Origin of the sequence: Mesorhizobium sp. Z1-4 (assembly GCF_004000235.1) — a bacterium.
In the GTDB taxonomy this organism is placed as follows: domain Bacteria; phylum Pseudomonadota; class Alphaproteobacteria; order Rhizobiales; family Rhizobiaceae; genus RCIO01.
On the sequence record NZ_RCIO01000002.1, the window covers coordinates 882228 to 904802 of the forward strand.

The window sequence follows — 22575 nt, forward strand, 5'->3', positions numbered from 1 at the left end:
CGTGGCCGGCGGCGCGTTGCCCGAGACTATGCGACGGCACGCATGGCGTTCTGCCGCGGCAGCCTGGCGTCGACATATGGATTGCCCGAGCGGCTCGTTTCGAGGCTGGTCTCGACACGGTAGGTCTCGCCGATCGCGGGCAAAGCGAGCACTTCGCGCGTCGGCCCCTCAGCAACCACCCTACCATCGCGCAGCAGCACCAGCCGGTTGCAGAATTTCGCTGCCAGGTTGAGATCGTGCAGGGCGGCGATGACGACCATGCCGCCGTCGCGCGCCGCGTCGTGGATGCGCGTCAGAATGGAGAGCTGATGGTGGAGGTCAAGCGCACTGGTCGGCTCGTCGAGCAGCATCAGGTTGGGCGCGCGCACGAGGCTCTGCGCCACCGCGACCATCTGGGCCTGGCCGCCGGACAGGGCGCCGATGGGGCGGTCGGCAAGATTTGCGAGGGCGAGTTTGTGGAGCGCGCCACTGACGCGTTCGACCTGTTCGGCGCCGACGCGCCAGCCTCCCTTTTGCTTAAGGGCCAAAAGGACACTTTCGAACACGGTGAGCGCTGCGTTGCAGCCATAGGCCTGGGGCATGTAGACGACCTGCCGTGCGCGTTCGGCACGCGGAAGAGCATCGAGCGATTTTCCGTTCAGTTCCATGGTGCCGGCACGCGGCCGGATCAACCCGGCCAGAGCCTTGAAGAGCGTCGATTTTCCAGCCGCGTTGGGGCCGATGAGGCCGATGAAGGAACCCGGTTCGAGCACTCGGGTGGAAACGTCGTGCAGCACCTGCCGGCTGCCGTATGACACATTCAGCCTGTCGATGATGAGGGTCATCCGAGTTTCTCCTTGCGGGTGGACAGGATCAGAGACACGAAGACGGGAACGCCGATCAGCGCCGTCACGATGCCGATGGGGTAAAGCACGCCGGGCGTGACGCTCTTGGAGACGATCGAGGCGACTGACAGAACGAGCGCGCCGACAATGGCGGAGAGTGGCAGAAAGAAACGCTGGTCCTCGCCCACCAGCATGCGGGCGATATGCGGGCCGACAAGGCCGACAAAACCGACCGTTCCGACAAAGGACACGGCTGTCGCCGCCAGAAGCGAAATGCAGACCAGCAGTTCCAGACGCAGCCGTCCGACATCGACACCCATGGAGCGTGCGGTTTCCTCGCCCATGCGCAAGGCGGTTAGCTGCCATCCGCGCATCATGCAGAAAGGAAGGATGAGGAAGAGGAGGACGCCCCCGAGCTGTATCTTTTCCCAGCTGGCGCGCGAAAGCGAACCCATCATCCAGAAAACGATACGCGACAGCTCATCCTCCGAGGCCGCGTACTGCATCATCGCCAGCAGCGCGTTGAAGGTGAAAAAAATGGCAATACCGAAAAGCACCATCGTGTCGGCTCCGGCGCCGCGAAGCCGGCTGGCAAACAGCAACAGCGCGCAGGTGGCGAGCGCAAACACGAAAGCATTTATGGTGACGATCAGCGGCCCGACATTGGGTATGAGGCTCATTCCCGTGACGATGGCCAGCGCCGCGCCGAAGCTGGCGGCAGAGGATACACCGAGCGTGAAAGGCTCCGCGAGCGGGTTGTTGAGGATGGTCTGCATTTCAGCGCCGGCAGCACCGAGCATTGCGCCGACAAGAACCGCCGTCACGGCGATCGGCAGGCGGTAGTCCCAGACAACAACCTCCAGCTTTACCCCATGGGAACGCGGGTCGAGCAGCGTGTCGAAGACGGTCCTTAAGTTGAAATTGCCGGGACCGTTGGTGATGTCGATCATGAAGGATGTGAGCAGGAGTGCCGAAAGGAGGCCGATCAGGGCCAGCCGGCGGCCGATACGGCTGCGATAACCCGCGGCCGGGTCCAGCTCGTCCGGAGCGGGCCGTGAACCTGCGTTTGCGGTCATGGTGGATATCCAGCGGACAGTGTTTGCGTTTCCGGATCACCGGTCCGGTTTGCAAACCGGACCGGCACGCGGTCTGCGACTATTGGAGGGTGGCCCAGAAGCGGCCGCTATAGTCGATGGGCAGGAAACGGTCGTGCAGGAGCCTGAAGTTCGCTTCCGGGTCGATATCGGCGAACAGCTCGGGATGGAACCACTTGGCGAAGGCCTGCATGGCAACGAAGTGATAGGGGCTGTTGTAGAACTGGTGGTAGACGGAGTGGAACCGCTTGTTCCTCACGGCAGACAGTTCCGGCCAGCCGTTGCGGTCTGCGAGCGCAGCCAGCCGCTTCTGGATGTCGGCGTCGTCGGCTTCGTAACCAAACAGGACCGCCTGGGTTGCGGGCCGTGCCTCGGCCCAGTTGGCGCCAGTTCCGATGATGACGTCCGGGTCGTCGGCGAAGATCGCCTCCGGGTTCACGGCGCCGCCGTATCCCGGGAACTTCCGCGTTCCCCAGTTGATGCCGCCCGCGAGATCGACCAGCCGGCCGAGATTGGCGCCGCCGAAGGTGCGGCAGCATGCTCCTGGATCGTACCCGGCAGCGGTTTCGATAAAGACCAGAGGCTTGTCTTCGTCCGCCACGCCCGCCAGGCGCCCGGTGATCACGCTCATCTGCTGCGTGTAGAAATCGATGAACTCCGCCGCTTCGTCGCGGCGGTCCAGAACCTTGCCGAGCAGCATGAGGCTTGGAATGGCGTTTTCGGTAGGGTTTTGACGAAAGTCGATGAATACCGCGGGGATGCCGGCTTTCTCGAGCTTTTCGAGAATACCGCTCTCCTGGGCCTTGAGCAGGTCGCCGAGGTTCATCACGATCAGCTCGGTATCGAGCGCGATCAGCTTTTCGAGGCTGTACTCGGCATCGTAGGGGTTGCCGAGGCTGGCAATGTCGCGCGCCGCCGGGAAAAGCGCCTCATATTTGCGCCAGGCATCGGGATCGTAGTTGATCAAATCGTCTTTCCAGCCGACGACACGCTGGAACGGATTATCGCGGTCAAGCGGGGCAATCGAATAAAGCATCCGGCCTTCGCCCAGAACGATGCGGGAGGGGTCGGATTCGAGCTCGACGGTTCGGCCGGCGATGTCCGTTACGGTAATCTTATCGGCATTGGCCGGGGAGGAAGACAGTGCCAAAGCCAGCATGGTGGTGGAAAGCGCAGCGCATGCGCCGCGCAGGAATTCTGCGGGTCTCATTACTTCTCCTGACGCAGGTTCAAGGTCTCGGGGGAAAGCGCTGGCGGCTGCTGGCAGCGGCAAAAGATATTATATGACTAAGTTAGTCAAGTTTTATTCGAGAGGCGGGCATTCGTTCGCGCGCGCACGCATTCCGGCGTTTGGAGAACGCCGAAAAACGGGGCGTGTCTGGAAGCGGATTGACTGCCTGGCGCTTAAGCCGCGGCCTCGGCCGCGCATTTGCTGCACAGCGGTGTCTGCGGCAGAAGGTCGAGGCGCTCCTCCTCGATCGGCTGGCCGCATTTCACGCAGGTGCCGTAAGTGCCGGCCTTGATGCGGTCGAGCGCGGCGCGGATCGCCTTGTATTCGGCCAGGCCGCTGGCGCCGAGACTTTCCAGAACCTCATCGTCCTCTTGCTCAATCGCGTTTTCCTCCCAATCGGGATTGGGGGCGTCGTCGAGCAGGTCCTCGATGTTCCTGAGCCGCTCGTCGAGTTCGGAAAGGCGGGTCAGAAGCTGCTTCTTGCGGGCCTTGAGGTCTGTCATGTCAAATTCCCTGTTGCTCTCTCAAGCACTAGCGCAGCATCGTCTGCTTCAAATTGATGCCGGTCAATGCGCGACCCGGTTGTGCGTTCTTTCCAGCGAGGCATCAAAGGGTCAGCGGTGCGGCGACAGACCGGCGACAACGGCATCCAGAACCTGCATCTGATCCTCAACCGGCGCACCCTCGGCGATCGCCAGCGTAGCACGGTCGTACATCGCGCCCAGCAGCCCGGTGAGCGCGTCGAGCGGTAGCGGCGCAATGGCGCCGGCCCGAATAGCGGCGGCCAGCCCCTCGCGCAAAGTGCGGTTGCCGTGGCGTCCGTCTATCTCGTCCATCACGGTTCGTCCGAGTACGGCCGGGCCGTCCAGAAGCAGCAGGCGCGTCCGGCCCGGTTCACGCATGGCTTCGACATAAGCGCGGCCGCCCGCGCTCAGGGCGGATGCCAGATCGGCGGCTTTGGACGGTGCCGCCCGTTCGATCCCGGCAGCGACGACCTCCGCCTCCTGCTCGACCACGGCCCGGAACAACGCCTCCTTGTCGGCAAAATGGTGATAGAGCGCGCCGCGCGTGACGCCCGCTGCGCCGACAATCTCCGGCGTGCCGGTGGCGGCGTATCCCTTGTCGACAAACAATGCGCGTGCAGCGGCAATGAGTGCAGCGCGTGTGGCGTCCGTACGGTCGCGGTTCGAACGTCTCGCAGAATCCTGTTGCATACATACAGCCTGTATGTTATTTCAACCTACATACAGCCTGTATGTAACCGAGAACGGAGCCAAGCGCAATGAAATCGACCAACTACTATCCCGTGCTGTTGACCGGCGACGTGGCCGCAACCGCGGCCTTCTACATCGAGCATTTCCAGTTTCAGGCGATGTTCGACAGCGACTGGTACGTGCATCTGCAGTCAACCGAGAACCAGAGGGTCAATCTCGCCATCCTGCAGGGCGATCACGATACGATCCCCCAGGAAGGCCGGGGCCGGACGTCCGGACTGATCATCAATTTCGAAGTCGAGGACGTCGATAGCGTGCATGACCGGTTGGCGGCAGCGGGGCTGCCGATCCTGCTTTCTCTGCGCGACGAGGCCTTCGGCCAGCGCCATTTCATTACCCGCGACCCCAACGGCGTTTTAATCGACATCATCAAGCCGATCCCGCCGAGCGAAGAGTTTCTCGCGCAGTATGCGCCGGATGCGGTGCCCGCCGACTAGGCAGGAGCGCGAGGTCGGGCGGACGAGTTTCGCCCGGCCTTACTCCTTCAGGAACCTGAAATGTCTGATCGCCGCGCCGCCGCGCGTGCCTGGAAAGTCGTTTGCGGAGGGCAGTTCCTGCATGGCGGCAACCACATTGGCGATCGATACGACGCCGTGCAGTCCCTGGGGATCGAGCACTCCGACGATCCGCAGATACATGAGCCCGAGATTCGGGTCCTTGTAGCGGCCAATGACTTCCACGCCTTCCAGGTCACCGACCTTGGTCTTGCGCACAATGTCGCGCACACTTTCGGTATAGGACGCAGTGGCGCGGCCGAAAACGTCGTTCGCCAAAAGACCGGCGAGCGCGTTGAGCCTTTCCTCAGCGCTACCCCGGGCGATCGTCATGCGAACGAACTGGATATTCTCTATCAGTTTGCGGTCTTCGGTGGCGAAACTCAGCTTGAGGAACGGCCCGTCCGGACCCTCGGGCACATAGTCGACAAGCTCAAGCACATCGTCGGCCAAAGGCACCAATATCGAGAATGGCGCCGGCACATCGACACCGTGCGTGGCAGCGAAGTCGGCATCGACCTTGAGCGTGGTACCGACGACCAGCCCTTCCACCGACAGGAGGTTGAATTTAACCGAACCTTCGGCGGTGACCTGCTGGGCGGCGGCCGGCGCGCAAAGCCCGGTTGCGAAAACGAGCGCTGCGAGCGCATGCCTGAACCTACGATCCATTGTTGAGCCCTGCTGACAATGTTCGTGGCTACAGGATGCACCGCAATTGCGCGGATGCCAAGCGCGAGGCCCTTGCGCGCGCCGGCGCTGCTTCTATCGTGAGGCATGGCACAGACGCGGCTGACGATAGAGACGAGCGGCCAGGGGCTCTATGAGTTCACCGGCAGGGCGGCGGATTTCGTGCGCGGTGCCAAGCAGAACGAAGGTCTGCTGACCCTGTTCGTGCGCCACACTTCCTGCTCGCTGGTCATCCAGGAAAATGCCGATCCTGACGTGCGGCGCGACCTGGATGTCTTTTTCCGCAGGCTGGTGCCGCCGTCGGACGACCCGTCCATGTCATGGGTGGTCCACACGCAGGAAGGGCCGGACGACATGCCGGCTCACATCAAGGCGGCGCTCAGCGCGGTGTCGCTGTCGATCCCGGTGAATGACGGCAGGCTGATGCTGGGCACATGGCAAGGCATTTATCTGTTCGAGCACCGGGACCGGCCGCACCGGCGCGAGGTGGTGCTGCATTTGGGGTCATAATGCGGCGGTGCTGTAGCGGTGAAATATGAGAGCGCACGAAAAAACCAGCATATTGAACGTGTTGACAGAGATTTCGCGGGGTTTGAAAATCGCCGCATTCACGCCCACACTCATATGCGCCGCAATCTCCGGTGCCGGAAGGTGAGCGATGGATTGGGCGACGGCGGCGGGCGCTGCCGTTCCGGTTTGGGCAACGAGGCTTTGGGTGGGCTTTCGATGACAGGATATATGATGCGCGGGCTGGCCTGCGCGGCGGCGTTGTTTGCCGGGCTGGCCGGTAGCGCGCAAGCGCAGGAGACGGTCGACCTCTTCACCGAGGAACCGTCGGAAACAGCGCGCGGGCGCGGGCTGTTCGATCCCGTTCCCGGCATCAGCAGCGACATCATGGGGGACGTCTCCTACTTCTCACTGTCTCCCGATGCCGGACGCAACATGCGCGACGGCAGCCGTGGCGGACGCCGGCTGAGGATTGCGTTGCCCGAAGGCGACACCGCCACATGCAGCTTCCCGCCCGAGCCCGACGCAGTCGGTGACGACCAGCCCAAGCTGCTCTCGGGTACCGTGGCGGGCGCCCAGGACGCAGGCCGCTGCGACCTTGTTCTGCAAGGCAACGGTGTGGTGGGCGATCTCGACACGCCATCCGGACGATACCGCATCATACCGGTGGGCGATGGCGATCACGCCGTCGTACGCATCAGGACCGAAGGCTTCGAGGAAGAAGGCGAGCCGCGGCGGGTGCCCGACGCGGCACGCGACGAGAGCCAGCGCGATGCCCGATTTCTAGGCCAGATGTGCGACCGGCGGGTGAACGCATCGCTGCCGCCGCGGACATTCGGGCCGCTGCGGGTGATGATACTCTATACGCCGGCTGCAAAGGCGCATTCGGCCAATATCGATGCCGACATACGGCTGATGATGGCAGGCCTGCGCCGGGCCTATTCGGCGAAATCCACCGGCGGCAATTTTTCGGTTCTCGTGGAACTGGCACATGCGCAGATGGTGGACTACCACGAGGGCGACGATATGGGCGTCGATCTCGACCGGCTCAGCGATCCCAACGATTCCGTCTTCGGTTTCGTGCAGAGGCTGAGACAGACCTACCGGGCCGACTTCGTGCATCTGCTGACCCGTGCCAAACAAGGCGACGGGTGCGGGCTTGGCTGGCTGAACGCCGATGCGCAGCCCCGGCGCGCCGGCTGGGCATTGTCGGTGAGCGATGTCGAATGCGCAGTGAACAATTACAGCTTCATCCACGAACTCGGCCATAATCTTGGTATGGAGCATGACCGTCATGTGGTGTCGGACGCCAGCCCGGACGGCACGAATTACGGATATGTGATGGTCGATCGCGGCCTGCGCTCGGTGATGGCCTACAACAATGCCTGCTCCAAGCAGGACACCTATTGCCGGCGGCTGCCGGTGTTTTCGTCGCCGCATCTGCATGTGGACGGCATGCCGTTCGGACGCAGCTCCAGGGAGCAGCAGGGCGCATACAATATCGAGACCCTATGCCGCGCGGCGCCAATTGTAGCGGGCTACCGGAACAATTCGCCGTTCGCCTCCTACGAAGGTCACGACGTCATCGGCAGAGAAATCGCCCGCTACCAGAATATGGGGCTGCTGGGCTGTTCGGAAGCCTGTGCCGGCAATCCCGATTGTGCGGCATTCACCTTCGACAAGTGGAACGCCTGGTGTTTTTTGAAAGGCAGCGTGGACGAGCTCAGGATCGAACCCAAGGCGATATCCGGCGTGGGCGCTTACTGGAGCGAACCGACACGCTCCTCAGCCCCTGTCGAGATCGTGCGCTACCGCGGAAAAGCCTTCCCTGGACGGGGCTACGACACCCACCGTGCGACCAGCATGGAACAGTGCGAGCAGATATGCCAGGGCGACGGCCACTGCATGGGCTTTACGTTCCATAAGGCAGACAACCGATGCGAAGCATATGCGAGCCTCGGCACCTATACGGGCCGCAACGGCGCGGACAGCGGCGTCAAGGTTCAGCGCGCGCTGGCCGGCGATCAGTAGGTCTGATTGGAGCGGGAGGCGCGGGCCGCCATGCCCTTTGAATATATCAGCGTCGAAGACGCCATCGCGCGCGATGGCCTGCGCATGGTCGTCGTGGGCGACATTCCGAGCCCTTGGGGCGAAGCCGCCAAGGGAATATTGCATGTCAAAGGCATCGAATGGTCGGCCGTCCGGCTGGTGTATGACAGCGATGAGCTGAAGCGCTGGGCAGGACAACGCAGCGGCCCCGTTGCGGTCTACAATGGCGAACCGCCGCGCAGCGGCTGGTCGGAAATACTGACGCTGGCTGAGCGGCTGGCACCGCAGCCGGCGCTGGTGCCGGACGATGCCGAGCAGCGCATCGCCGTTTTCGGTATAGCGCAGGAGCTCTGCGGAGAGGGCGGCCTTGGCTGGTCGCGGCGGCTCGACCTGATCGATGCGCGGTTTGCGGGCCGCGGTGGTTTCGCGGAGCCGGTGGCGAAATATCTTGCCAGAAAATACGGCTACCGTCCCGGCGTCGGCGACGATGCAAGGCGCAGGGTACGCAGCGGACTGGCCATGCTGGTCGCCCGGCTCAGGGCGCAGCGGGCGGCGGGCAGCGGCTACATTGTGGGCGACGGTCTCACTGCTGCGGACATCTATTGCGCCACCTTCGCCGGCATGTTCCAGCCGCTGGCGGAAAATGTCTGCGCGATGGAAAAGCACATGCGGGCCGCGTTCGCCACACTCGACGACGAGACTAAAGCAGTGCTCGACCCGGTTCTGTTCGAGCATCGCGACATGATGTATGAGCGGCATCTCGAGCTGCCAATGTCACTATGATCGTCGGCAGCTGCCGCCGGAGGGGGAGGAACCACTGTGGCACTGGTGCTGATGGCTGGCGCGCTCGTGTGGGCGCTTTCCGAAGTTCTTGAACTGCTACAGGGCGGTTTTACACCGCTGAACAGCGGCGTTTCGGCTGTTGCCTTTGTGCTGATCGGCATCGGCGTGTGGGCGTTGTGGCGCGAGCGCGCGCAAAACCGGCTCGGGCAGGCCGGGATCGCGATGCTTTCGATCGGAATGGTACTCTTCGCGCTTGTTGCCGTGCAGGTCATGAGTTCGGGCATTACAAGCGATGCCGAAATTGCCGATACTCCGATCTTTCTGCTGTCCGGCGGACTGGTCAGCATCGGGGCACTGCTGCTCGGCTGGTGGCTGGTCGCGGCATCGCCGTTTCCGAAATGGATTGGGGCCATTCTGGTGGCGGCGACGCTTTTCACGCTGGCAGTGGCGTTCGTGCCGGCAATCGTGGCGCTGCAGCCGGTTTCCAACCTGGTGCTGGCGGCTGTGCTTGGTCGGCTCGGCTGGCAGCTGCGGAGCAGCTAGGCGCCGATGTGCGCCAGCAGGTCCTCGCCGGTCCATCTTCGTTTCGTTCCACCCTCCGCCTCGCGGACCAGATCCACGATTGCCGCGTTAACCGGCGCGGAGCGTCCGATACTTTCGGCCAGGCGCACGACCTCGCCGTTGAGGAAGTCGATCTCGGTCGGGCGTCCGGCTGCAAAATCGTCGGCCATGGACGAACGCGCGTTGGCGTCGATCTTCTGCAGTCTCAGGCCGATCGTGTTGAAGACGAAATCGGGGGCGGAGACGAAGGCCGGGATGAACCCTGGCGACATCGGTCCGACCCTGGCGGGCGCGATGCCGGCAGCGGCGAGCACTGCAAGCGCTTCGCGCATCGACGCAGCAAGGACACGGCGGTAAGGCCGCTCCGAGAGTTCCGCCAGCAGCGTCTTGCCCGACAGAGCATTGATGGCGTTGTTAAGGTTGAGCAGCAGCTTGCCCCAGGCGAGCGCGAGCGGTTCGTCGGTGAGAGCAAGCTCGCCGGGTGTGGCGCGCAGCGTCCGCGCCAATTCCTCAGTTATCGTGTGGCGTTCGGCTGCGAGCAGGCCAGACGTGCCTTTGTGCAGGCGCCCGTCACCCAGCCATGCGACGTTGAAACCGACCATGCCGCGCAGCACCGTGCGGCCGGGCAGGGCCTCGCGCAGAATATCGACATTGCTGATGCCGTTTTGCAGGCTGAGCACGGGCGTGCCCGCCGTCGCGTGCGCAGCAATCTGGTTCGCAGCCTCGGCTGTCGCCGTGCTTTTGACGGTAACGACCACCAGCCCGGCTTCAGCCATTGCCGAAGGCCCGGTTTCGAAAGGGACGCCGCGCAGCGCGATATCGAGGCCGTCATGGCCGGTGAGGCGCAAGCCGTTGTCGCGGATGGCGTCGCGGACAGCCGGGCGACCGATCAAGGTGACGTCGAGACCGGCATTGCGCCACAGCCCGCCGACGAAACAGCCGACCGAGCCGGCACCGAATATGGTTATGTGTGGCGCCACTGTTTGCCTCCTGCAGGGACACAACTCTATATAGGTTGAACCCGGCACGGTAGCGTACCGGCGAGCGGAGGATAGTGATGTCGTTTTTCAAGAAGCTCTTTGGCGGCGGCGGGGATGAGCCTGTCGACGGCGGAGAGCCTGTCGAGCACAAAGGCTACCTGGTGCGTGCGACGCCCTATGCCGAAGGCGGGCAGTATCAGGTCTGTGGCGTCGTTACCAAGGACGTCGACGGCGAGACGAAAGAACACCGTTTCGTGCGCGCGGACAAAACGACCTCGCTTGACGACGCGATCGGGATCACGCTGCGCAAGGGCAAGCAGATCATCGACGAACAGGGCGATGCGATGTTTCGCCAGTAGGCGGCGCGTCGGGCCTGTCTCACCGCCTATTGTGGGCCAGTTGATGGATTTGCCGCCGCAAATACCTACATGTTGCAGAATTGGCTGCGGGCCAGGCACAAGAAACAAGGGGAGCCGCTATGCTGCTGGACGATCTTGACCGGACATTCGACGTTGAATCCGCGGTCGAAACCGACGACGTGCCGGGCTTTCGGCTCGAACGCCGGGAAGCGCAGCGCCGCGCGCCGCTAAAGGCGACCGAAGCCGAAAAGCACGACGATTTGAGCGCGCTGCCGGCCGATGCGCCGGCGGAACTGGTGGCGGCTGCGGCGAAACTGGCGGCCGCCGGCTACCGCATCAGCCGCGACGGCGATGTGGGCCTGCTTGAGGACAACGCAGACGGTTCGGCGGACACGGCAGAGGATGCGGGAGAGATTCCGGTGCTTTCGCCGCGTGAACTCGAGGTGCTTGCGCTGCTCGCCGAAGGCGCGCCCAACAAGGTGATTGCGCGCCGGCTCAACATCTCGGTGCACACTGCGAAATTCCACGTCGCCTCGATCATCGCCAAGCTGGGCGCCGTGAACCGCACCGACGCAACCGCGATCGCCATGCGGCAGGGGCTGGTGCAGGTTTAGGGCATTAACGGTCCTGCATCGCAAGGCGTACGCCAAGCGCGCAGTAGATGCCGCCCACGACCTTGCCCTGCCAGCGCAGGACAGTCGGATTGCGGCGCAGGAAGTTACCGAGGCCACCGGCGCCGAGCGCAAACACCACGGTACTCATTAGTCCCAACAGGACGAAGATTACGCCCAGCGTAACGAGTTGGACTGCAACTGGGCCTGCCTGCGGGTTCACGAATTGCGGCAGGAAGGCCAGGAAGAACAACGCGGTCTTCGGATTGAGGACTTCTGCCAGAATGGCCTGACGGAATGCGCGGCGTGGCGAAACGGGCAGTATTCCCGAACTCATGTCCGTTGGTGCCTTGGCCAGGAATGCCTTGATGCCGAGATAGACCAGGTAAGCCGCACCTAGATATTTGATGATGCTGAACAGCACCGCCGAAGCCGCGATGATGGCCGATATGCCGACGATTGCGAGGAACGTGTGGATGATGTCGCCAGCGGCAATACCGAGGCCCGTCGCGAGCCCGGCGCGGGCGCCAGAACTGGTTGCTCGCGCAATGGTAAGCAGCGTTGCCGGTCCTGGAATGAACACGAAACCGGTGACAATTACGATATATGCAATGAGGGTGGTCAGGTCGATCACAGGCAATCTCCTCGTCCGTTGCCGCCGACCAAATCACCGGCGGCCGGCAATTTCAATATGGACGCTTGCCTTGACGAGAGCGCCGCGCGACGATTGCGCGACGCAACCGAGGAGGCCGCACCATGTCACTTAAAGGCAAGACCGTTTTCATCTCCGGCGGGTCGCGCGGGATAGGCCTCGCGATCGCTCTGAGGGCGGCGCGCGACGGCGCCAATGTGACGATCGCGGCGAAGACCGCCGACCCACATCCGAAGCTGCCTGGCACGATCTACACTGCGGCCAAGGAGATCGTGGAAGCTGGCGGCAAGGCGCTGCCTGTGATCTGCGACATACGCGACGAGATGCAAGTGGCGGAGGCGGTGGAGAAAACCGTCGCCGAGTTTGGCGGCATCGATGTGTGCGTGAACAACGCCAGCGCGATCCAGCTTACCGGCACGCTGGCGACCGACATAAAGCGCTACGATCTGATGCACCAGATCAACACGCGCGGCACGTTTCTCGTGTCGAAAATGTGTATTCCGCATCTGAAGTTAGCCAAAAACCCTCACATTTTGAATCTGGCGCCGCCGCTCGACATGGAAGCCAAATGGTTCAAGAACCACGTCGCCTACACGATGGCGAAATTCGGCATGTCGATGTGTACGCTGGGCATGAGCGCGGAGTTCGCGAAGGATGGCATCGCAGTCAATTCGCTGTGGCCGCTGACAGCGATCGACACCGCCGCGGTGCGCAACCTTCTGGGCGGGGCAACCGTCGCTGCGATGAGCCGCACGTCGGACATCATGGCTGACGCATTCCACGAGATCGTCATCAAACCGTCGCGCGAAACGACCGGCAATTTCTTCATCGACGAGCTGGTGCTGCGCGATGCGGGCGTGACCGATTTTGCGAAATACGCGCCCGGCGCGACGGGTCCGCTGGCAGCCGATTTTTTTGTGCCGGACGAGGTGTTCGCCAAGAGCGACACCAAGGTCGGCGGCATGGTGAGTTAGGGGCCGGCGAGCTACCTGAACATCAGATCCCGGACCAGGTCCGGTACCAGCTGGATCACCCGCAGCGCGGATTTGAGCTCGGCCTGCTCATCCGATGTAAGCGCTGCGACCTCGACCTTGTTCGACACCGGGATGCCGGCCAGGAGATCACGGCTTTGCTGCGCCAGCATAAATCTGATCACCTTGCCATGAGCCGTTGCGATGCGGGCGAAATCGGCATCGCCGCCGATTTCGAGAGCGCGCAGGCCGGCCAGGCGTTCACGCGTCGAGCGCGCCTGCACGTCATGGCGGATTGCCAGAGCGCGGGCGAAAGCGACGACGGGAAAGAGGCCGTGCATCTTGAGATCGATGCGTCCGTGCTCCGTACGGAAGCCGCCGAGCATGGTGAAGGCATTGGGAGGGCGGGCGGCCAGCTCGCCCAGCGCCTTGGCGAACGGAACCTGGCCGCTTGCTGCCGCGAACGCCGCCGACAGAAGGTCGCTTGCGAGCGCGTAGTCGCCGTGAACCGGGTAGAGGTCGAAGAAGATATCGACGTTGAGCAGGTCTTCGGGCCGCGACCGGCGCACCCAGTCGGCGGCACGCGCTTTCCAGGTGGCGAGCGAACCGCGCCATTGCGGGTTCTTCGCCATCACCCCGCCTTTGCACAGCGGAATGCCGGCTTCGTGGAGGATCGGCGCCATATGCTCGCCGAGCGCAGCGAACCAGCGGTCGTTTTCGCCGCCGGGTTCGCCCTCGGCAAAAACGATCGCGTTGTCCTGATCGGCGGCGAGCAGGCTTTCGCCGCGGCCGCCCGAACCCAGAACGATGACCGTATAGGGGCAGGGCGGGGCGCCCAGACCCTCCGCCGCCATGGCGCTTTCGGCCAATATGGCCGCGCGGCGGGTGACGGCGCGCAGCTCTTCGCTGACGATTTCGGCAATCGTGGCTGCCTCGATACCCTCGACAAGAAGCGAGGTGGCGACACCGGGCAGCTGCGACCATGCCGCGGCGAGGTCCGATGCCGTGGCGGCGTCCTCGATGCGGTCATTGAGATTGATCGCGGCACTCGCCCGCAGCTTCAGCAGATCGCGCGCCGAGATCACGCCGACAAGGTCGTTGTCGTCGCTGCGTACCGCAAGGTGGCGGATCTTGCGCCGCGCCATGCGGCCGATGGCGCGGTAGGCAAAAGCCTGCTCCCGGATGGAGACAAGCGGACGCGTGGCGATTTCGCCTGAATTGACCTTCAGCGCATTAGCCCCGTTCGAGGCGAGATGGCGCATCAGATCGCGCTCGGTGAGAATGCCGTACTCGCCGACCTTGCCGCCCGCCCGGCCGCTGTCGGACACGAAAACCGAGCTGATCTTGCGGTCGAGCATCAGCACCATGGCGTCGCGCGCGCTTGTCTCTGTGCCGACGCACACAGGTGGGGCGCTCATCAGGTCCTGCAGCCGGTGCTTGTAGGCGTAGGGGTCGACGGCGACGAAGGAGCGGAACATTTCGGGCCGCGAGACCGGCTCCGTCCAACCGGCGCGGACGTGGGTTTCGAGCTGTTCGGTGAGCTGCAGGCAGGCACGCTCCGCCTCGGCAAGCGTGCGGATGCCGCGTTCGGCCAGTTTCGGCACCATGGCAATGAAGATGTCTGCCGCGGCGCGTGCGTCACCCAGCGCCTGGTGGCGCGCATGCATTTCCACGCCAAGCCAGCTTGCCAGCGCCTCCAGCGAATAGTCGGGCAGGTTGGGGTTTGCGGTTGCCGCCAGAAGGCGCACGCACAGCGACCGGGGTTTGGCCCAGGCTATGCCGCTGCGCTCGGCTTCATTCGCAAGAACCGCAAGATCGAAGCCGACGGAGTATCCGATAAGAATGCGGCCCTGAATATGTGTTTCCGCCTCGCGCCAGGCCTCGACGAAGTTCGGCGCCTGGCGCACCATGGCGTTGGTGATGCGGTGGATCGCGGTTGAGCGGGCGGGAATGGCGATGCGCGGGTCCACCAGCCGCTCCCACACCGTTTCGGGCGCCAGCCGGCCATTTTCGATGGCCACGAGACCGATCTGAACGACGCGGTCGTTGCGCGCGTCGAGCCCGGTCGTTTCGGTGTCGATGGCAACCGCGTCGAGCGCGGCAAGCGGCGTGGCTCCGGTGACGATCATGCGCGGCCCTCCCAACCGAAGGCACCACATTATCCGACTGAAGCACTTGATCCAGATCAGATGCGAAAAAGCCCGGCCGCTGGAGGACGGCCGGGCCTTGATGCCGATCCCCATGATTGGGGATGGGGCAGGGAACGCCTTATCTCACTCCTGAATTGTGGCAATTCAAGAGCGTGTGCCGGGTCAGCGGCTGGCGACCGGCGCCACAAGCGGCGTGATGCGCCGCACCGCTACGCGGCGGTTGGTCCGGTTCGGCTCCTCGGTGTTCACCTTGAGATAGGCTTCGCCATAACCCTGTGTGACCAGGTTTTCCGGCGGGATATCGAACACGTCGGTCAATGCCCGGGCAACCGTTTCGGCACGCCTGTCGGACAGGGACAGATTAGCCGCGTCTGTGCCGACCGCGTCGGTGTGGCCCTCGATGAGGAACACTTCGGCAGGGTTCTCGTCGAGGAGCCGTGCCATGGCGTCGGCCAGATAGTTGAGTTTCGACACTTCACCTTCGCCGATCGCGGCGGAGCCGAAATCGAAGGTGACGTTGTCGAGGTCAATCCGGCGCACGCTGTCGCGAACGCGGGCGGAATAACGCACCTCGTCAAGCGAATAGAGACGGCGCACCCGTTCCACCGGGGGCTTGTCGAGGAACTCGTAATAGCGGTCGGCATCGTCGACGCGGCGGGCATCGAGAATGTAATCCCGCACCGGTATGCGCAGGCGCAGCGGCGGCAGATCGCTGCCCGGATCGCGCCAGCGGCCTCGGCGGCCGTCATCGTCGCGGTCGCGATCGCCGGCGTAGACGAGAATATACTCGCGGCCGTCCGGCGTGATGCGCGAACGCTGGATAATGTCACCGTAGCGGTCGCGGATGGTTACGATCTGCGTGCCGTTGGGCCGGATGATCGTCTCGCGGGTGCGGCCGCGCCGCAGCTCCTCGTAATAGACCTCGTCGGCATCGCGACGCAGGCGGCCGCGGTCATCGGAACCGACAACCTGACGGCCGGCAAGCGACATGATCACGCGTCCGGCGATCTCGCCGATGATCTCGGCATCGCTGCGCTTTTCCACGCGAGCCTGCGCCTGGCTTTCCTCGACGCGCGTGCCTTCAGCGGCGGTCGCCGACTGAAGCTGCGACGCCTGGGGTACGGCCTCGGCTTGTGCCGCTTCGTCGGATTCGGGCGGTGGTGCCTGCTCCTCCTCGACGGCTACGGCGGCATTTGCCTCGCCGCCTGCTTCGCCGGAGAGCTCGGCTTCCTTCTGGCTGTCGAGAACCGGAGCGGCGTTTTCTTCGTCGGTCACGGCCGATTCCCCGGTCTCTTCCTCAGCAGCCGGCTCGGCCTTCTCTTCAGGCGCCGCTTCTTCCGCTGCAGGCGCAGCTTCGGCTTCGGCGGGCTGTTCGGCCGTCGGCTCCTCGGCAGGTGCTGCTTCCTCCACGGGAGCCGCTTCCTCGGCGACTGCGGGCTCTTCAGCGGCCGGCTCGGTGGCCTCGGGCGCTGCTTCTTCCGCAGGTGCGGCTTCTTCCATTACGGGTTCTTCGGCGGGAGCCGCTTCCTCTACCGGAGCAGCCTCTTCGGCCGCAGGCGCTTCCTCTGAAGGAGCCTCCTCAGCCGGGGCAGCTTCTTCCGCGGGAGCTGCCTCTTCGGCGGCCGGGGCCTCTTCGCTCGTTGCGTTTTCCATCGCCTCGATCTGATCTTCGATCAGTCGGCGTTCCTCGTCCGTGAGTTCTTCTTCCTCGAGGCGCTTGCGCAACTCTTCAATCGAGGCCTGTGCGAGGACGAGCGGCGGTGTGCCGGTCTGCGATTGAGGAATGGCGGGAATGCCGGAATTCATGGGCGCTGCGGACAGCTGTGCGGAATAAAGGGGCGCGGTCATCAGCAGTGCGAGTGCCGTGCCAGCGGAAATAGTTCGATTTCGTGTCTTTATCATTTCGTTCTCCTTCGCAGCCGGCGTGACTACGCCAGCTTTTCGAGCCGCCCCTCGGCCCACATCCCGCTTTTGACCTATCCGCACAGTTTGACGGTTTGGCGGCGGAAATCTGCGTATTGCTTGACGAACGCAGTTGAAAAGCCCAGTTGTCGCCACATGTCGGACCCGTTCTGGAAGACCAAGAAACTGGCTGAAATGTCGGCGCTGGAGTGGGAATCGCTCTGCGACGGCTGCGGCAAATGCTGTCTGGCAAAACTTGAAGACGAAGATACCGGCGAAATCCATTTCACCAGCGTCGGGTGCCGCCTGTTCGACGCCGATCTGTGCCGCTGCACCGACTATGAAAACCGCGCCGCCCGTGTGCCGGACTGCGTTAAGCTGACGCCGGAGAACGTGACCACCATTCCCTGGCTGCCGTCGAGCTGTGCTTACCGCATTGTTGCGGAGGGGCGGGATCTGGCGTGGTGGCACCCGCTGGTTTCGGGCAGCGCCGACAGCGTGCACCAAGCCGGCATTTCCATGCGCGGGCGCGTGACCGCGCGCGAGGATGAACTGCCGGATACGGATGACTATCTCGACCACATGCTGGCGGCGGAGCCGTGAGCGGACGGCACACCAACAGCGGCAGGAGTTGCGCAGCATGAACAGAACGGAAGCCGAAGCACTGATCGGGCGTTACCTCGACGCATTCAACAAAGGCGATGTCGACGGCATGCTGGCGTGCCTGCACGAGGACATCGTGCACGACATCAACCAGGGCGGGCGCGAGATCGGCCGCGACAGATTCCGCTGGTTCATGGCGACGATGAACCGTCATTATCGCGAAGCGCTGTCGGATATCGTGGTGATGGTGGATGAAAACGGCCGGCGCGCGGCTGCGGAATTCACCGTGCGCGGCACCTATCTGGAGACCGCCGAAGGGCTGCCCCCGGCGGGCGGACAGAGCTACAGCCTGCCGGCCGGCATCTTCTTCGAGATCGACGACGGGCTGATCTCGCGTGTCACCACCTACTACAATCTCTCCGACTGGATCGCCCAGGTCGAAAAGGGCTGACGGTGACGATCCGGGTCGCTCCGCTGCCGAGCGCACGGTTCTCCGGCGTCTTCGATGATCTCGCGCGGCTGCGGATCACGGTATTTCGTGAATATCCCTATCTCTACGACGGCGACATCGATTACGAGCGCGGTTATCTCGACCGTTTCCTCGCTTCATCCGGCGCGGTTGTGATCGGCGCATTCGCGGGCACGCGGCTGGTCGGTGCGGCAACCGCGTCGCCGCTCGCAGATCATCATGAAGAGTTTGCCGCGCCGCTGGTGGCGCGCGGCATGCCTCTGGATCGGATGTTCTATTTTGGCGAATCGGTGCTCGAAGCCGCGTATCGCGGGCAAGGTGCCGGCGTGCGGTTCTTCGAGGAGCGCGAGAAGGCGGCTCGGGATGCCGGTTTTGCCGAAACGGTGTTCTCGGCAGTGATGCGGCCTGCAAGCCACCCCGCGCGCCCCGACAGCTACCGGCCGCTGGACAGGTTCTGGCAAAACCGGGGCTACCGGCGCCTGGCGGGCGTGACGACGACGTTTTCCTGGAAGGATATCGGCGAAGCGGGCGAGACGGCAAAGCCTATGGAGTACTGGCACAAAACGCTGATGTGAGGCATCGGGCGGCGTGCCCTTTGGCAGTCCGGTCAACATGAATGGCAGATGAACGGGAGGTTCCGCCCCGGTTCAGAGGCGGCGGTGCATTGTCCGCTCCATCTGCCCGGGCAGCGAGCCCGCGCCAACCCAGCCAAGGAGCCAATCATGTTCAAGAAAATCAGGACCGCCGCCCTTTCCGCAGTGATCGGCCTCGGCGCCCTTGCCGCCGCTCCGGCCACCGCGCAGGCCGACAGCTTCTATTTCGGTATTACGCCTAACGGCCCGAGCTTCGGGTTTCACAGCGATTCCAGCCGCCGTCACTGGGGCGGTCAGCGCCGCTACCACCGGGCGACGTGCAGCCCCCAGCGCGCGCTGAACAAGGCTGACCGCATGGGTATCCACCGCGCCCGCGTGCGCAGCGAAAACCGCCGCGTGATCAGTGTGGCCGGCCGCAAGCACCGCCAGCGTGTGGTGGTGACTTTCGCCAAGGCGCCGAACTGCCCGGTGGTTCGCTGGCACTAAGCGCACTCATCTCCCCAGATACGGAAAGGCCGGCAAATTTGCCGGCCTTTCTTTTTCTGCGTCTGCGCGGCGGCTACTGCTCAAGCAGGAAGGTCATGGTGACGCTGACGCTGTAGGCGTTTTCGCCGGCTTCGACCGGGACCGCCTCAGCCGCTTCCATGCGCATGGCGCGTGCCCCGAAAGGGACCGGCATCGGGTGATTTGACTGTTCGGTGATTTCGAAGACGCCGCCGAGCTGCACATTGGCCACGTCGGCCAATGTGCGGGCCTTGCGTGTGGCGTCCTCCACCGCGTCGCGGCGCGCCTGATCGATAACGGCTTCGGGGTCGGCGTTGGTGAAACTGATCGAACCGCCCTGGTTGACGCCGAGCGTTACGGAACTGTCGATCACGGTGCCGACCTTGGCAAGATCGCGCACCCGCACGGTCAATGCATTTGACACCTGATAGGCCGCGAGCTTGGACGTCTGATTTCCGTCGCCGTCGCGCTGGTAGTCCCAGCGCGGCTGAATCGAAAGACCGGACGTCTGAAGATCGCGGTCGGCAATGCCGGCTTCTTTCAGCGATGCGATGACTGCGCGCATCGCCTCGTTGTTGGCATCAAGCGCCTCGCGCGCGGTTGCGGCCTCGCGCATGACCGAAAGGCTGACGATCGCCATGTCGGGCCTGACCGCCGCCTCGCCCGCGCCGGTGACGACAATGCGCGGCGGCTGCGGCGCCTGCTGCGCCATGGCCGGCAACGGTACGAGCAGTGCCGCGACAAGGGCGGTGGTGGTCAAGAAGTGCTTCATGGTGATCTCCTGATTGCGCATTCACCCCGTCTCGCGGTGCATGGCGGGTATGCATTCCCAGCCGCGTAGACATGGATTGTGGGCGCAGTGGGGCATGGCTTGTGCGGCGCGGCAAAAATCACTATCGATGCGCGTCGTGGGGCCTGTAGCTCAATGGTTAGAGCCAGCGGCTCATAACCGCTTGGTTGCAGGTTCGAGTCCTGCCGGGCCCACCATTTTTTCGCTCACGCCGGACCCGCTGCGCTCGCCGGCTCCGCGGGGGCGGGCGAAAGCCCGGGCCGCAGTCGCGGCCTTGTTCCGGCTCGAGGATGCTCCTCTCACCTGCACCATTTTTTCGCTCACGCCGAACCCGCTGCGCTCGCCGGCTCCGCGGGGGCGGGCGAAAGCCCGGGCCGCAGTCGCGGCCTTGTTCCGGCTCGAGGATACTCCTCTCACCTCCGCCAACTTTTCGCTCACGCCGAACTCGCCGTGATCGCTGGCTCCGCGGGGGCGGGCGCAAGCCCGGGCCGCAGTCGCGGCCTTGTTCCGGTTCGAGGATACTCCTCTCACCTCTACCAAACCCGGTTTTGCCAGCGAAATCGCCCGGTCCGCGGCGAGCGCCGGCAGGCACCCTTTGTTATTGCGCGGCAAGATGTCGGCAAAGCAGCTTGTCGTCTGACCTTTCCCCAGCGGCAGTTTTGTTATACCGCGCGGCAATAAAACCACGGCGACTGCCTGCAGGCAGGAAAAAACTCGCTCCGATGGCGAATTGTTGTGAAAACACAGCCTCAAACGAACAAAAATTGCATTTGTTGCGCTCGGACGGTCATGGGTGTTCCCCCGTTCGGGGAAGCTTGTTTATATGGCCGCCGCACGAGCCGGGAGTGAGAACGGCTCTGACTACAGGGAGATTTTCCATGCGAAACAAATACACGTTTGCGGCAACTCTGTTGGCCGCGACGATGCTCAGTGGTGCCGCGAGCGCAAAGACGCTCGTTTACTGCTCGGAAGGCAGCCCGGAGGGTTTTGACCCCGGTCTTTATACCGCCGGCACCACCTTCGATGCGTCGCCGCGCACCATCTACAACCGCCTGGTCGAGTTCAAGAAGGGCACGACCGAGATCGAGCCTGCGCTGGCCGAAAGCTGGGACGTCTCCGACGACGGCCTCGAATATACTTTCCACCTGCGTCCCGACGTCGCTTTCCAGACGACGGACTTCTTCACGCCCACCCGTACCCTGAACGCCGACGATGTCGTCTTTTCGTTCGAGCGCCAGCTCAAGGAAGACAATCCGTGGCACAACTATGTTGCGGGCGGCGCCTGGGAGTATTTCAACGGCATGGGCTTTCCGGACCTGATCTCGTCGATCGAAAAGGTCGACGACATGACGGTCAAGATCACGCTCAAGCAGCAGGAAGCTCCGTTCCTGGCCAATCTCGGCATGGACTTCGCTTCGATCGTGTCCAAGGAGTACTCAGACAAGCTCGAAGCCGACGGCCAGATGCAGCTGATGAACCAGCAGCCGCTGGGCACCGGTCCTTTCGAGTTCGTTGCCTACCAGACGGATGCCGTGATCCGCTATCGCGCGCATGACGAATACTGGAAAGGCCGCGAAAAGATCGACGACCTGGTCTTTGCCATCACCACCGATGCTGCGGTGCGCGCACAGAAGCTCGCTGCTGGCGAATGCCACATCATGCCTTATCCGAATGCCGCCGACGTGGCAGGCATGAAGGAAAACCCGGACCTCAAGGTGATGGAGCAGGAAGGCCTGAACATCGCCTACCTCGCTTTCAACACGCAGATGGCTCCCTTCGACAACGCCCAGGTGCGCAAGGCGCTGAGCAAGGCGATCAACAAGGAAGCGATCATCGATTCGGTGTTCCAGGGGCAGGCCAAGCCGGCCAAGAACCCGATCCCGCCGACGATGTGGAGCTACAACGACGCGGTCGAGGACGATTCCTACGATCCGGAAGCCGCCAAGAAGATGCTCGAGGAAGCCGGCGCTTCCGGCCTTTCGATGAAGGTCTGGGCGATGCCGGTGGCGCGTCCCTACATGCTCAATGCGCGCCGCGCGGCCGAGCTTATCCAGTCTGATTTCGCGGCTGTCGGCGTCAATGTCGAGATCGTTACCTACGAATGGGCCGAATATCTGAGCCGTTCGAAGGACGTCGACCGCGACGGTGCGGTGCTGCTTGGCTGGACCGGCGACAACGGCGATCCGGACAACTTCCTCCACACTCTGCTCGGCTGCGATGCGGTCGGCGGCAACAACCGCGCGCAGTGGTGCAACGAGGAGTTCGACGCTCTCGTCAACAAGGCCAAGCGCACATCCGACCGCGACGAACGCACCAAGCTCTATGAAGAGGCGCAGGTGGTGTTCAAGCGCGAGGCGCCGTGGGTCACGCTCGACCATTCGCTGGTCGTGATGCCGATGCGCAAGGAAGTCGAGGGTTACGTTATGGACCCGCTCGGCATTCACAGCTTCTCCGGCGTCGATATCGCCGAGTAGCCGCTTGACCTGA

At 63.5% G+C, this 22575-nt stretch carries 24 protein-coding genes and 1 tRNA gene; 14 read left to right on the forward strand and 11 right to left on the reverse strand.

The window, feature by feature from the left end; genetic code table 11:
• Positions 1-26: 26 nt before the first annotated feature.
• From EP165_RS11280 to EP165_RS11300, 5 genes are all read right to left on the reverse strand, one after another.
• Positions 27-824 carry an ABC transporter ATP-binding protein gene (locus EP165_RS11280; protein ID WP_127522458.1) on the reverse strand — a complete coding sequence of 266 codons (798 nt, stop codon included), beginning with the start codon at positions 822-824 and terminating at the stop codon, positions 27-29.
• On the reverse strand, positions 821-1900 hold the full coding sequence (locus EP165_RS11285; RefSeq protein WP_127522460.1) for a FecCD family ABC transporter permease: 1080 nt from the start codon (positions 1898-1900) through the stop codon (positions 821-823). Before EP165_RS11285 ends, EP165_RS11280 begins: the two co-directional genes overlap by 4 nt.
• 79 nt (positions 1901-1979) lie before the next feature.
• A complete protein-coding gene (locus EP165_RS11290) occupies positions 1980-3128 on the reverse strand; it encodes an ABC transporter substrate-binding protein (RefSeq protein ID WP_164743011.1) in 1149 nt (382 codons plus the stop codon).
• Between the two features lie 194 nt (positions 3129-3322).
• The gene (locus EP165_RS11295) at positions 3323-3652 is read right to left on the reverse strand and encodes a TraR/DksA family transcriptional regulator (RefSeq protein WP_127522462.1); all 330 of its coding nucleotides are present in this window, start codon (positions 3650-3652) and stop codon (positions 3323-3325) included.
• Positions 3653-3763: 111 nt separating this feature from the next.
• Positions 3764-4363 carry a TetR/AcrR family transcriptional regulator gene (locus EP165_RS11300; protein WP_127522463.1) on the reverse strand — a complete coding sequence of 200 codons (600 nt, stop codon included), beginning with the start codon at positions 4361-4363 and terminating at the stop codon, positions 3764-3766.
• A 68-nt stretch (positions 4364-4431) separates the two neighbouring features.
• Here EP165_RS11300 and EP165_RS11305 point away from each other — a divergent pair, with 68 nt between their 5' ends.
• Positions 4432-4860: a VOC family protein gene (locus EP165_RS11305; RefSeq protein ID WP_127522465.1), complete on the forward strand. Its 429-nt coding sequence runs from the start codon at positions 4432-4434 to the stop codon at positions 4858-4860.
• A gap of 39 nt (positions 4861-4899) precedes the next feature.
• Here EP165_RS11305 and EP165_RS11310 read toward each other — a convergent pair whose 3' ends face one another.
• Positions 4900-5586 (reverse strand): hypothetical protein, encoded by a 687-nt coding sequence (locus EP165_RS11310; RefSeq protein WP_127522467.1) that lies wholly within the window; start codon positions 5584-5586, stop codon positions 4900-4902.
• A 105-nt stretch (positions 5587-5691) separates the two neighbouring features.
• Here EP165_RS11310 and EP165_RS11315 point away from each other — a divergent pair, with 105 nt between their 5' ends.
• From EP165_RS11315 to EP165_RS11330, 4 genes are all read left to right on the forward strand, one after another.
• Positions 5692-6114: a secondary thiamine-phosphate synthase enzyme YjbQ gene (locus tag EP165_RS11315; RefSeq protein WP_127522469.1), complete on the forward strand. Its 423-nt coding sequence runs from the start codon at positions 5692-5694 to the stop codon at positions 6112-6114.
• Between the two features lie 216 nt (positions 6115-6330).
• Positions 6331-8142 (forward strand): PAN domain-containing protein, encoded by a 1812-nt coding sequence (locus EP165_RS11320; protein ID WP_164743012.1) that lies wholly within the window; start codon positions 6331-6333, stop codon positions 8140-8142.
• A 30-nt stretch (positions 8143-8172) separates the two neighbouring features.
• The gene (locus EP165_RS11325) at positions 8173-8943 is read left to right on the forward strand and encodes a glutathione binding-like protein (protein ID WP_127522473.1); all 771 of its coding nucleotides are present in this window, start codon (positions 8173-8175) and stop codon (positions 8941-8943) included.
• Positions 8944-8979: 36 nt separating this feature from the next.
• Positions 8980-9486: a hypothetical protein gene (locus EP165_RS11330; RefSeq protein ID WP_127522475.1), complete on the forward strand. Its 507-nt coding sequence runs from the start codon at positions 8980-8982 to the stop codon at positions 9484-9486.
• Here the strand turns inward: EP165_RS11330 and EP165_RS11335 are convergent.
• Positions 9483-10484, reverse strand: a complete 1002-nt coding sequence (locus tag EP165_RS11335) for a 2-dehydropantoate 2-reductase (RefSeq protein WP_164743013.1) — start codon at positions 10482-10484, stop codon at positions 9483-9485. The two genes, EP165_RS11330 and EP165_RS11335, sit on opposite strands and share 4 nt — an antisense overlap.
• A gap of 77 nt (positions 10485-10561) precedes the next feature.
• On the opposite strand from EP165_RS11335, the gene EP165_RS11340 reads away from it, so the two are divergent.
• Both EP165_RS11340 and EP165_RS11345 read left to right on the forward strand, forming a co-directional pair.
• Positions 10562-10843, forward strand: a complete 282-nt coding sequence (locus EP165_RS11340; RefSeq protein WP_127522479.1) for an HlyU family transcriptional regulator — start codon at positions 10562-10564, stop codon at positions 10841-10843.
• Between the two features lie 119 nt (positions 10844-10962).
• Entirely contained in the window at positions 10963-11457 is a 495-nt protein-coding gene (locus EP165_RS11345; protein ID WP_127522481.1) for a helix-turn-helix transcriptional regulator, read from the forward strand.
• 4 nt (positions 11458-11461) lie between these two features.
• Here the strand turns inward: EP165_RS11345 and EP165_RS11350 are convergent, their stop codons facing one another.
• Entirely contained in the window at positions 11462-12088 is a 627-nt protein-coding gene (locus EP165_RS11350) for a LysE family translocator (protein ID WP_127522482.1), read from the reverse strand.
• A 122-nt stretch (positions 12089-12210) separates the two neighbouring features.
• On the opposite strand from EP165_RS11350, the gene EP165_RS11355 reads away from it, so the two are divergent.
• A complete protein-coding gene (locus tag EP165_RS11355; RefSeq protein ID WP_127522484.1) occupies positions 12211-13080 on the forward strand; it encodes an SDR family oxidoreductase in 870 nt (289 codons plus the stop codon).
• An 11-nt stretch (positions 13081-13091) separates the two neighbouring features.
• Here EP165_RS11355 and EP165_RS11360 read toward each other — a convergent pair whose 3' ends face one another.
• Both EP165_RS11360 and EP165_RS11365 read right to left on the reverse strand, forming a co-directional pair.
• Positions 13092-15206, reverse strand: coding sequence for a DUF294 nucleotidyltransferase-like domain-containing protein (locus EP165_RS11360; RefSeq protein WP_127522486.1), 2115 nt, complete (start codon positions 15204-15206; stop codon positions 13092-13094).
• 183 nt (positions 15207-15389) lie between these two features.
• Entirely contained in the window at positions 15390-17129 is a 1740-nt protein-coding gene (locus tag EP165_RS11365; protein ID WP_127522488.1) for an OmpA family protein, read from the reverse strand.
• A gap of 156 nt (positions 17130-17285) precedes the next feature.
• Between EP165_RS11365 and EP165_RS11370 the strand changes: the two genes are divergently transcribed.
• The 4 genes from EP165_RS11370 to EP165_RS11385 all read left to right on the forward strand — a co-directional run bounded on the left by EP165_RS11370 (position 17286) and on the right by EP165_RS11385 (position 19280).
• Positions 17286-17732: a YcgN family cysteine cluster protein gene (locus EP165_RS11370; protein ID WP_127522641.1), complete on the forward strand. Its 447-nt coding sequence runs from the start codon at positions 17286-17288 to the stop codon at positions 17730-17732.
• A gap of 37 nt (positions 17733-17769) precedes the next feature.
• Complete coding sequence (locus EP165_RS11375) at positions 17770-18183, forward strand: ketosteroid isomerase-related protein (protein WP_127522490.1); 414 nt, start codon at positions 17770-17772, stop codon at positions 18181-18183.
• A 2-nt stretch (positions 18184-18185) separates the two neighbouring features.
• Positions 18186-18776 carry a GNAT family N-acetyltransferase gene (locus tag EP165_RS11380; RefSeq protein ID WP_127522492.1) on the forward strand — a complete coding sequence of 197 codons (591 nt, stop codon included), beginning with the start codon at positions 18186-18188 and terminating at the stop codon, positions 18774-18776.
• 147 nt (positions 18777-18923) lie between these two features.
• Positions 18924-19280 (forward strand): hypothetical protein, encoded by a 357-nt coding sequence (locus EP165_RS11385; protein ID WP_127522494.1) that lies wholly within the window; start codon positions 18924-18926, stop codon positions 19278-19280.
• Between the two features lie 73 nt (positions 19281-19353).
• Here the strand turns inward: EP165_RS11385 and EP165_RS11390 are convergent, their stop codons facing one another.
• Complete coding sequence (locus EP165_RS11390; protein ID WP_127522496.1) at positions 19354-20070, reverse strand: SIMPL domain-containing protein; 717 nt, start codon at positions 20068-20070, stop codon at positions 19354-19356.
• A gap of 139 nt (positions 20071-20209) precedes the next feature.
• On the opposite strand from EP165_RS11390, the gene EP165_RS11395 reads away from it, so the two are divergent.
• A tRNA-Ile gene (locus EP165_RS11395) sits at positions 20210-20285 on the forward strand.
• A 681-nt stretch (positions 20286-20966) separates the two neighbouring features.
• The gene (locus tag EP165_RS11400) at positions 20967-22562 is read left to right on the forward strand and encodes an ABC transporter substrate-binding protein (protein ID WP_127522498.1); all 1596 of its coding nucleotides are present in this window, start codon (positions 20967-20969) and stop codon (positions 22560-22562) included.
• Positions 22563-22575 lie beyond the last annotated feature (13 nt).

Coding starts and splice junctions, on each gene's coding strand:
- EP165_RS11280 (WP_127522458.1), bottom strand. CDS start 824: ATGACCCTCATCATCGACAGGCTGAATGTGTCATACGGCAGCCGGCAG.
- EP165_RS11285 (WP_127522460.1), bottom strand. CDS start 1,900: ATGACCGCAAACGCAGGTTCACGGCCCGCTCCGGACGAGCTGGACCCG.
- EP165_RS11290 (WP_164743011.1), bottom strand. CDS start 3,128: ATGAGACCCGCAGAATTCCTGCGCGGCGCATGCGCTGCGCTTTCCACC.
- EP165_RS11295 (WP_127522462.1), bottom strand. CDS start 3,652: ATGACAGACCTCAAGGCCCGCAAGAAGCAGCTTCTGACCCGCCTTTCC.
- EP165_RS11300 (WP_127522463.1), bottom strand. CDS start 4,363: ATGCAACAGGATTCTGCGAGACGTTCGAACCGCGACCGTACGGACGCC.
- EP165_RS11305 (WP_127522465.1), top strand. CDS start 4,432: ATGAAATCGACCAACTACTATCCCGTGCTGTTGACCGGCGACGTGGCC.
- EP165_RS11310 (WP_127522467.1), bottom strand. CDS start 5,586: ATGGATCGTAGGTTCAGGCATGCGCTCGCAGCGCTCGTTTTCGCAACC.
- EP165_RS11315 (WP_127522469.1), top strand. CDS start 5,692: ATGGCACAGACGCGGCTGACGATAGAGACGAGCGGCCAGGGGCTCTAT.
- EP165_RS11320 (WP_164743012.1), top strand. CDS start 6,331: ATGACAGGATATATGATGCGCGGGCTGGCCTGCGCGGCGGCGTTGTTT.
- EP165_RS11325 (WP_127522473.1), top strand. CDS start 8,173: ATGCCCTTTGAATATATCAGCGTCGAAGACGCCATCGCGCGCGATGGC.
- EP165_RS11340 (WP_127522479.1), top strand. CDS start 10,562: ATGTCGTTTTTCAAGAAGCTCTTTGGCGGCGGCGGGGATGAGCCTGTC.
- EP165_RS11345 (WP_127522481.1), top strand. CDS start 10,963: ATGCTGCTGGACGATCTTGACCGGACATTCGACGTTGAATCCGCGGTC.
- EP165_RS11355 (WP_127522484.1), top strand. CDS start 12,211: ATGTCACTTAAAGGCAAGACCGTTTTCATCTCCGGCGGGTCGCGCGGG.
- EP165_RS11360 (WP_127522486.1), bottom strand. CDS start 15,206: ATGATCGTCACCGGAGCCACGCCGCTTGCCGCGCTCGACGCGGTTGCC.
- EP165_RS11365 (WP_127522488.1), bottom strand. CDS start 17,129: ATGATAAAGACACGAAATCGAACTATTTCCGCTGGCACGGCACTCGCA.
- EP165_RS11370 (WP_127522641.1), top strand. CDS start 17,286: ATGTCGGACCCGTTCTGGAAGACCAAGAAACTGGCTGAAATGTCGGCG.
- EP165_RS11375 (WP_127522490.1), top strand. CDS start 17,770: ATGAACAGAACGGAAGCCGAAGCACTGATCGGGCGTTACCTCGACGCA.
- EP165_RS11385 (WP_127522494.1), top strand. CDS start 18,924: ATGTTCAAGAAAATCAGGACCGCCGCCCTTTCCGCAGTGATCGGCCTC.
- EP165_RS11390 (WP_127522496.1), bottom strand. CDS start 20,070: ATGAAGCACTTCTTGACCACCACCGCCCTTGTCGCGGCACTGCTCGTA.
- EP165_RS11400 (WP_127522498.1), top strand. CDS start 20,967: ATGCGAAACAAATACACGTTTGCGGCAACTCTGTTGGCCGCGACGATG.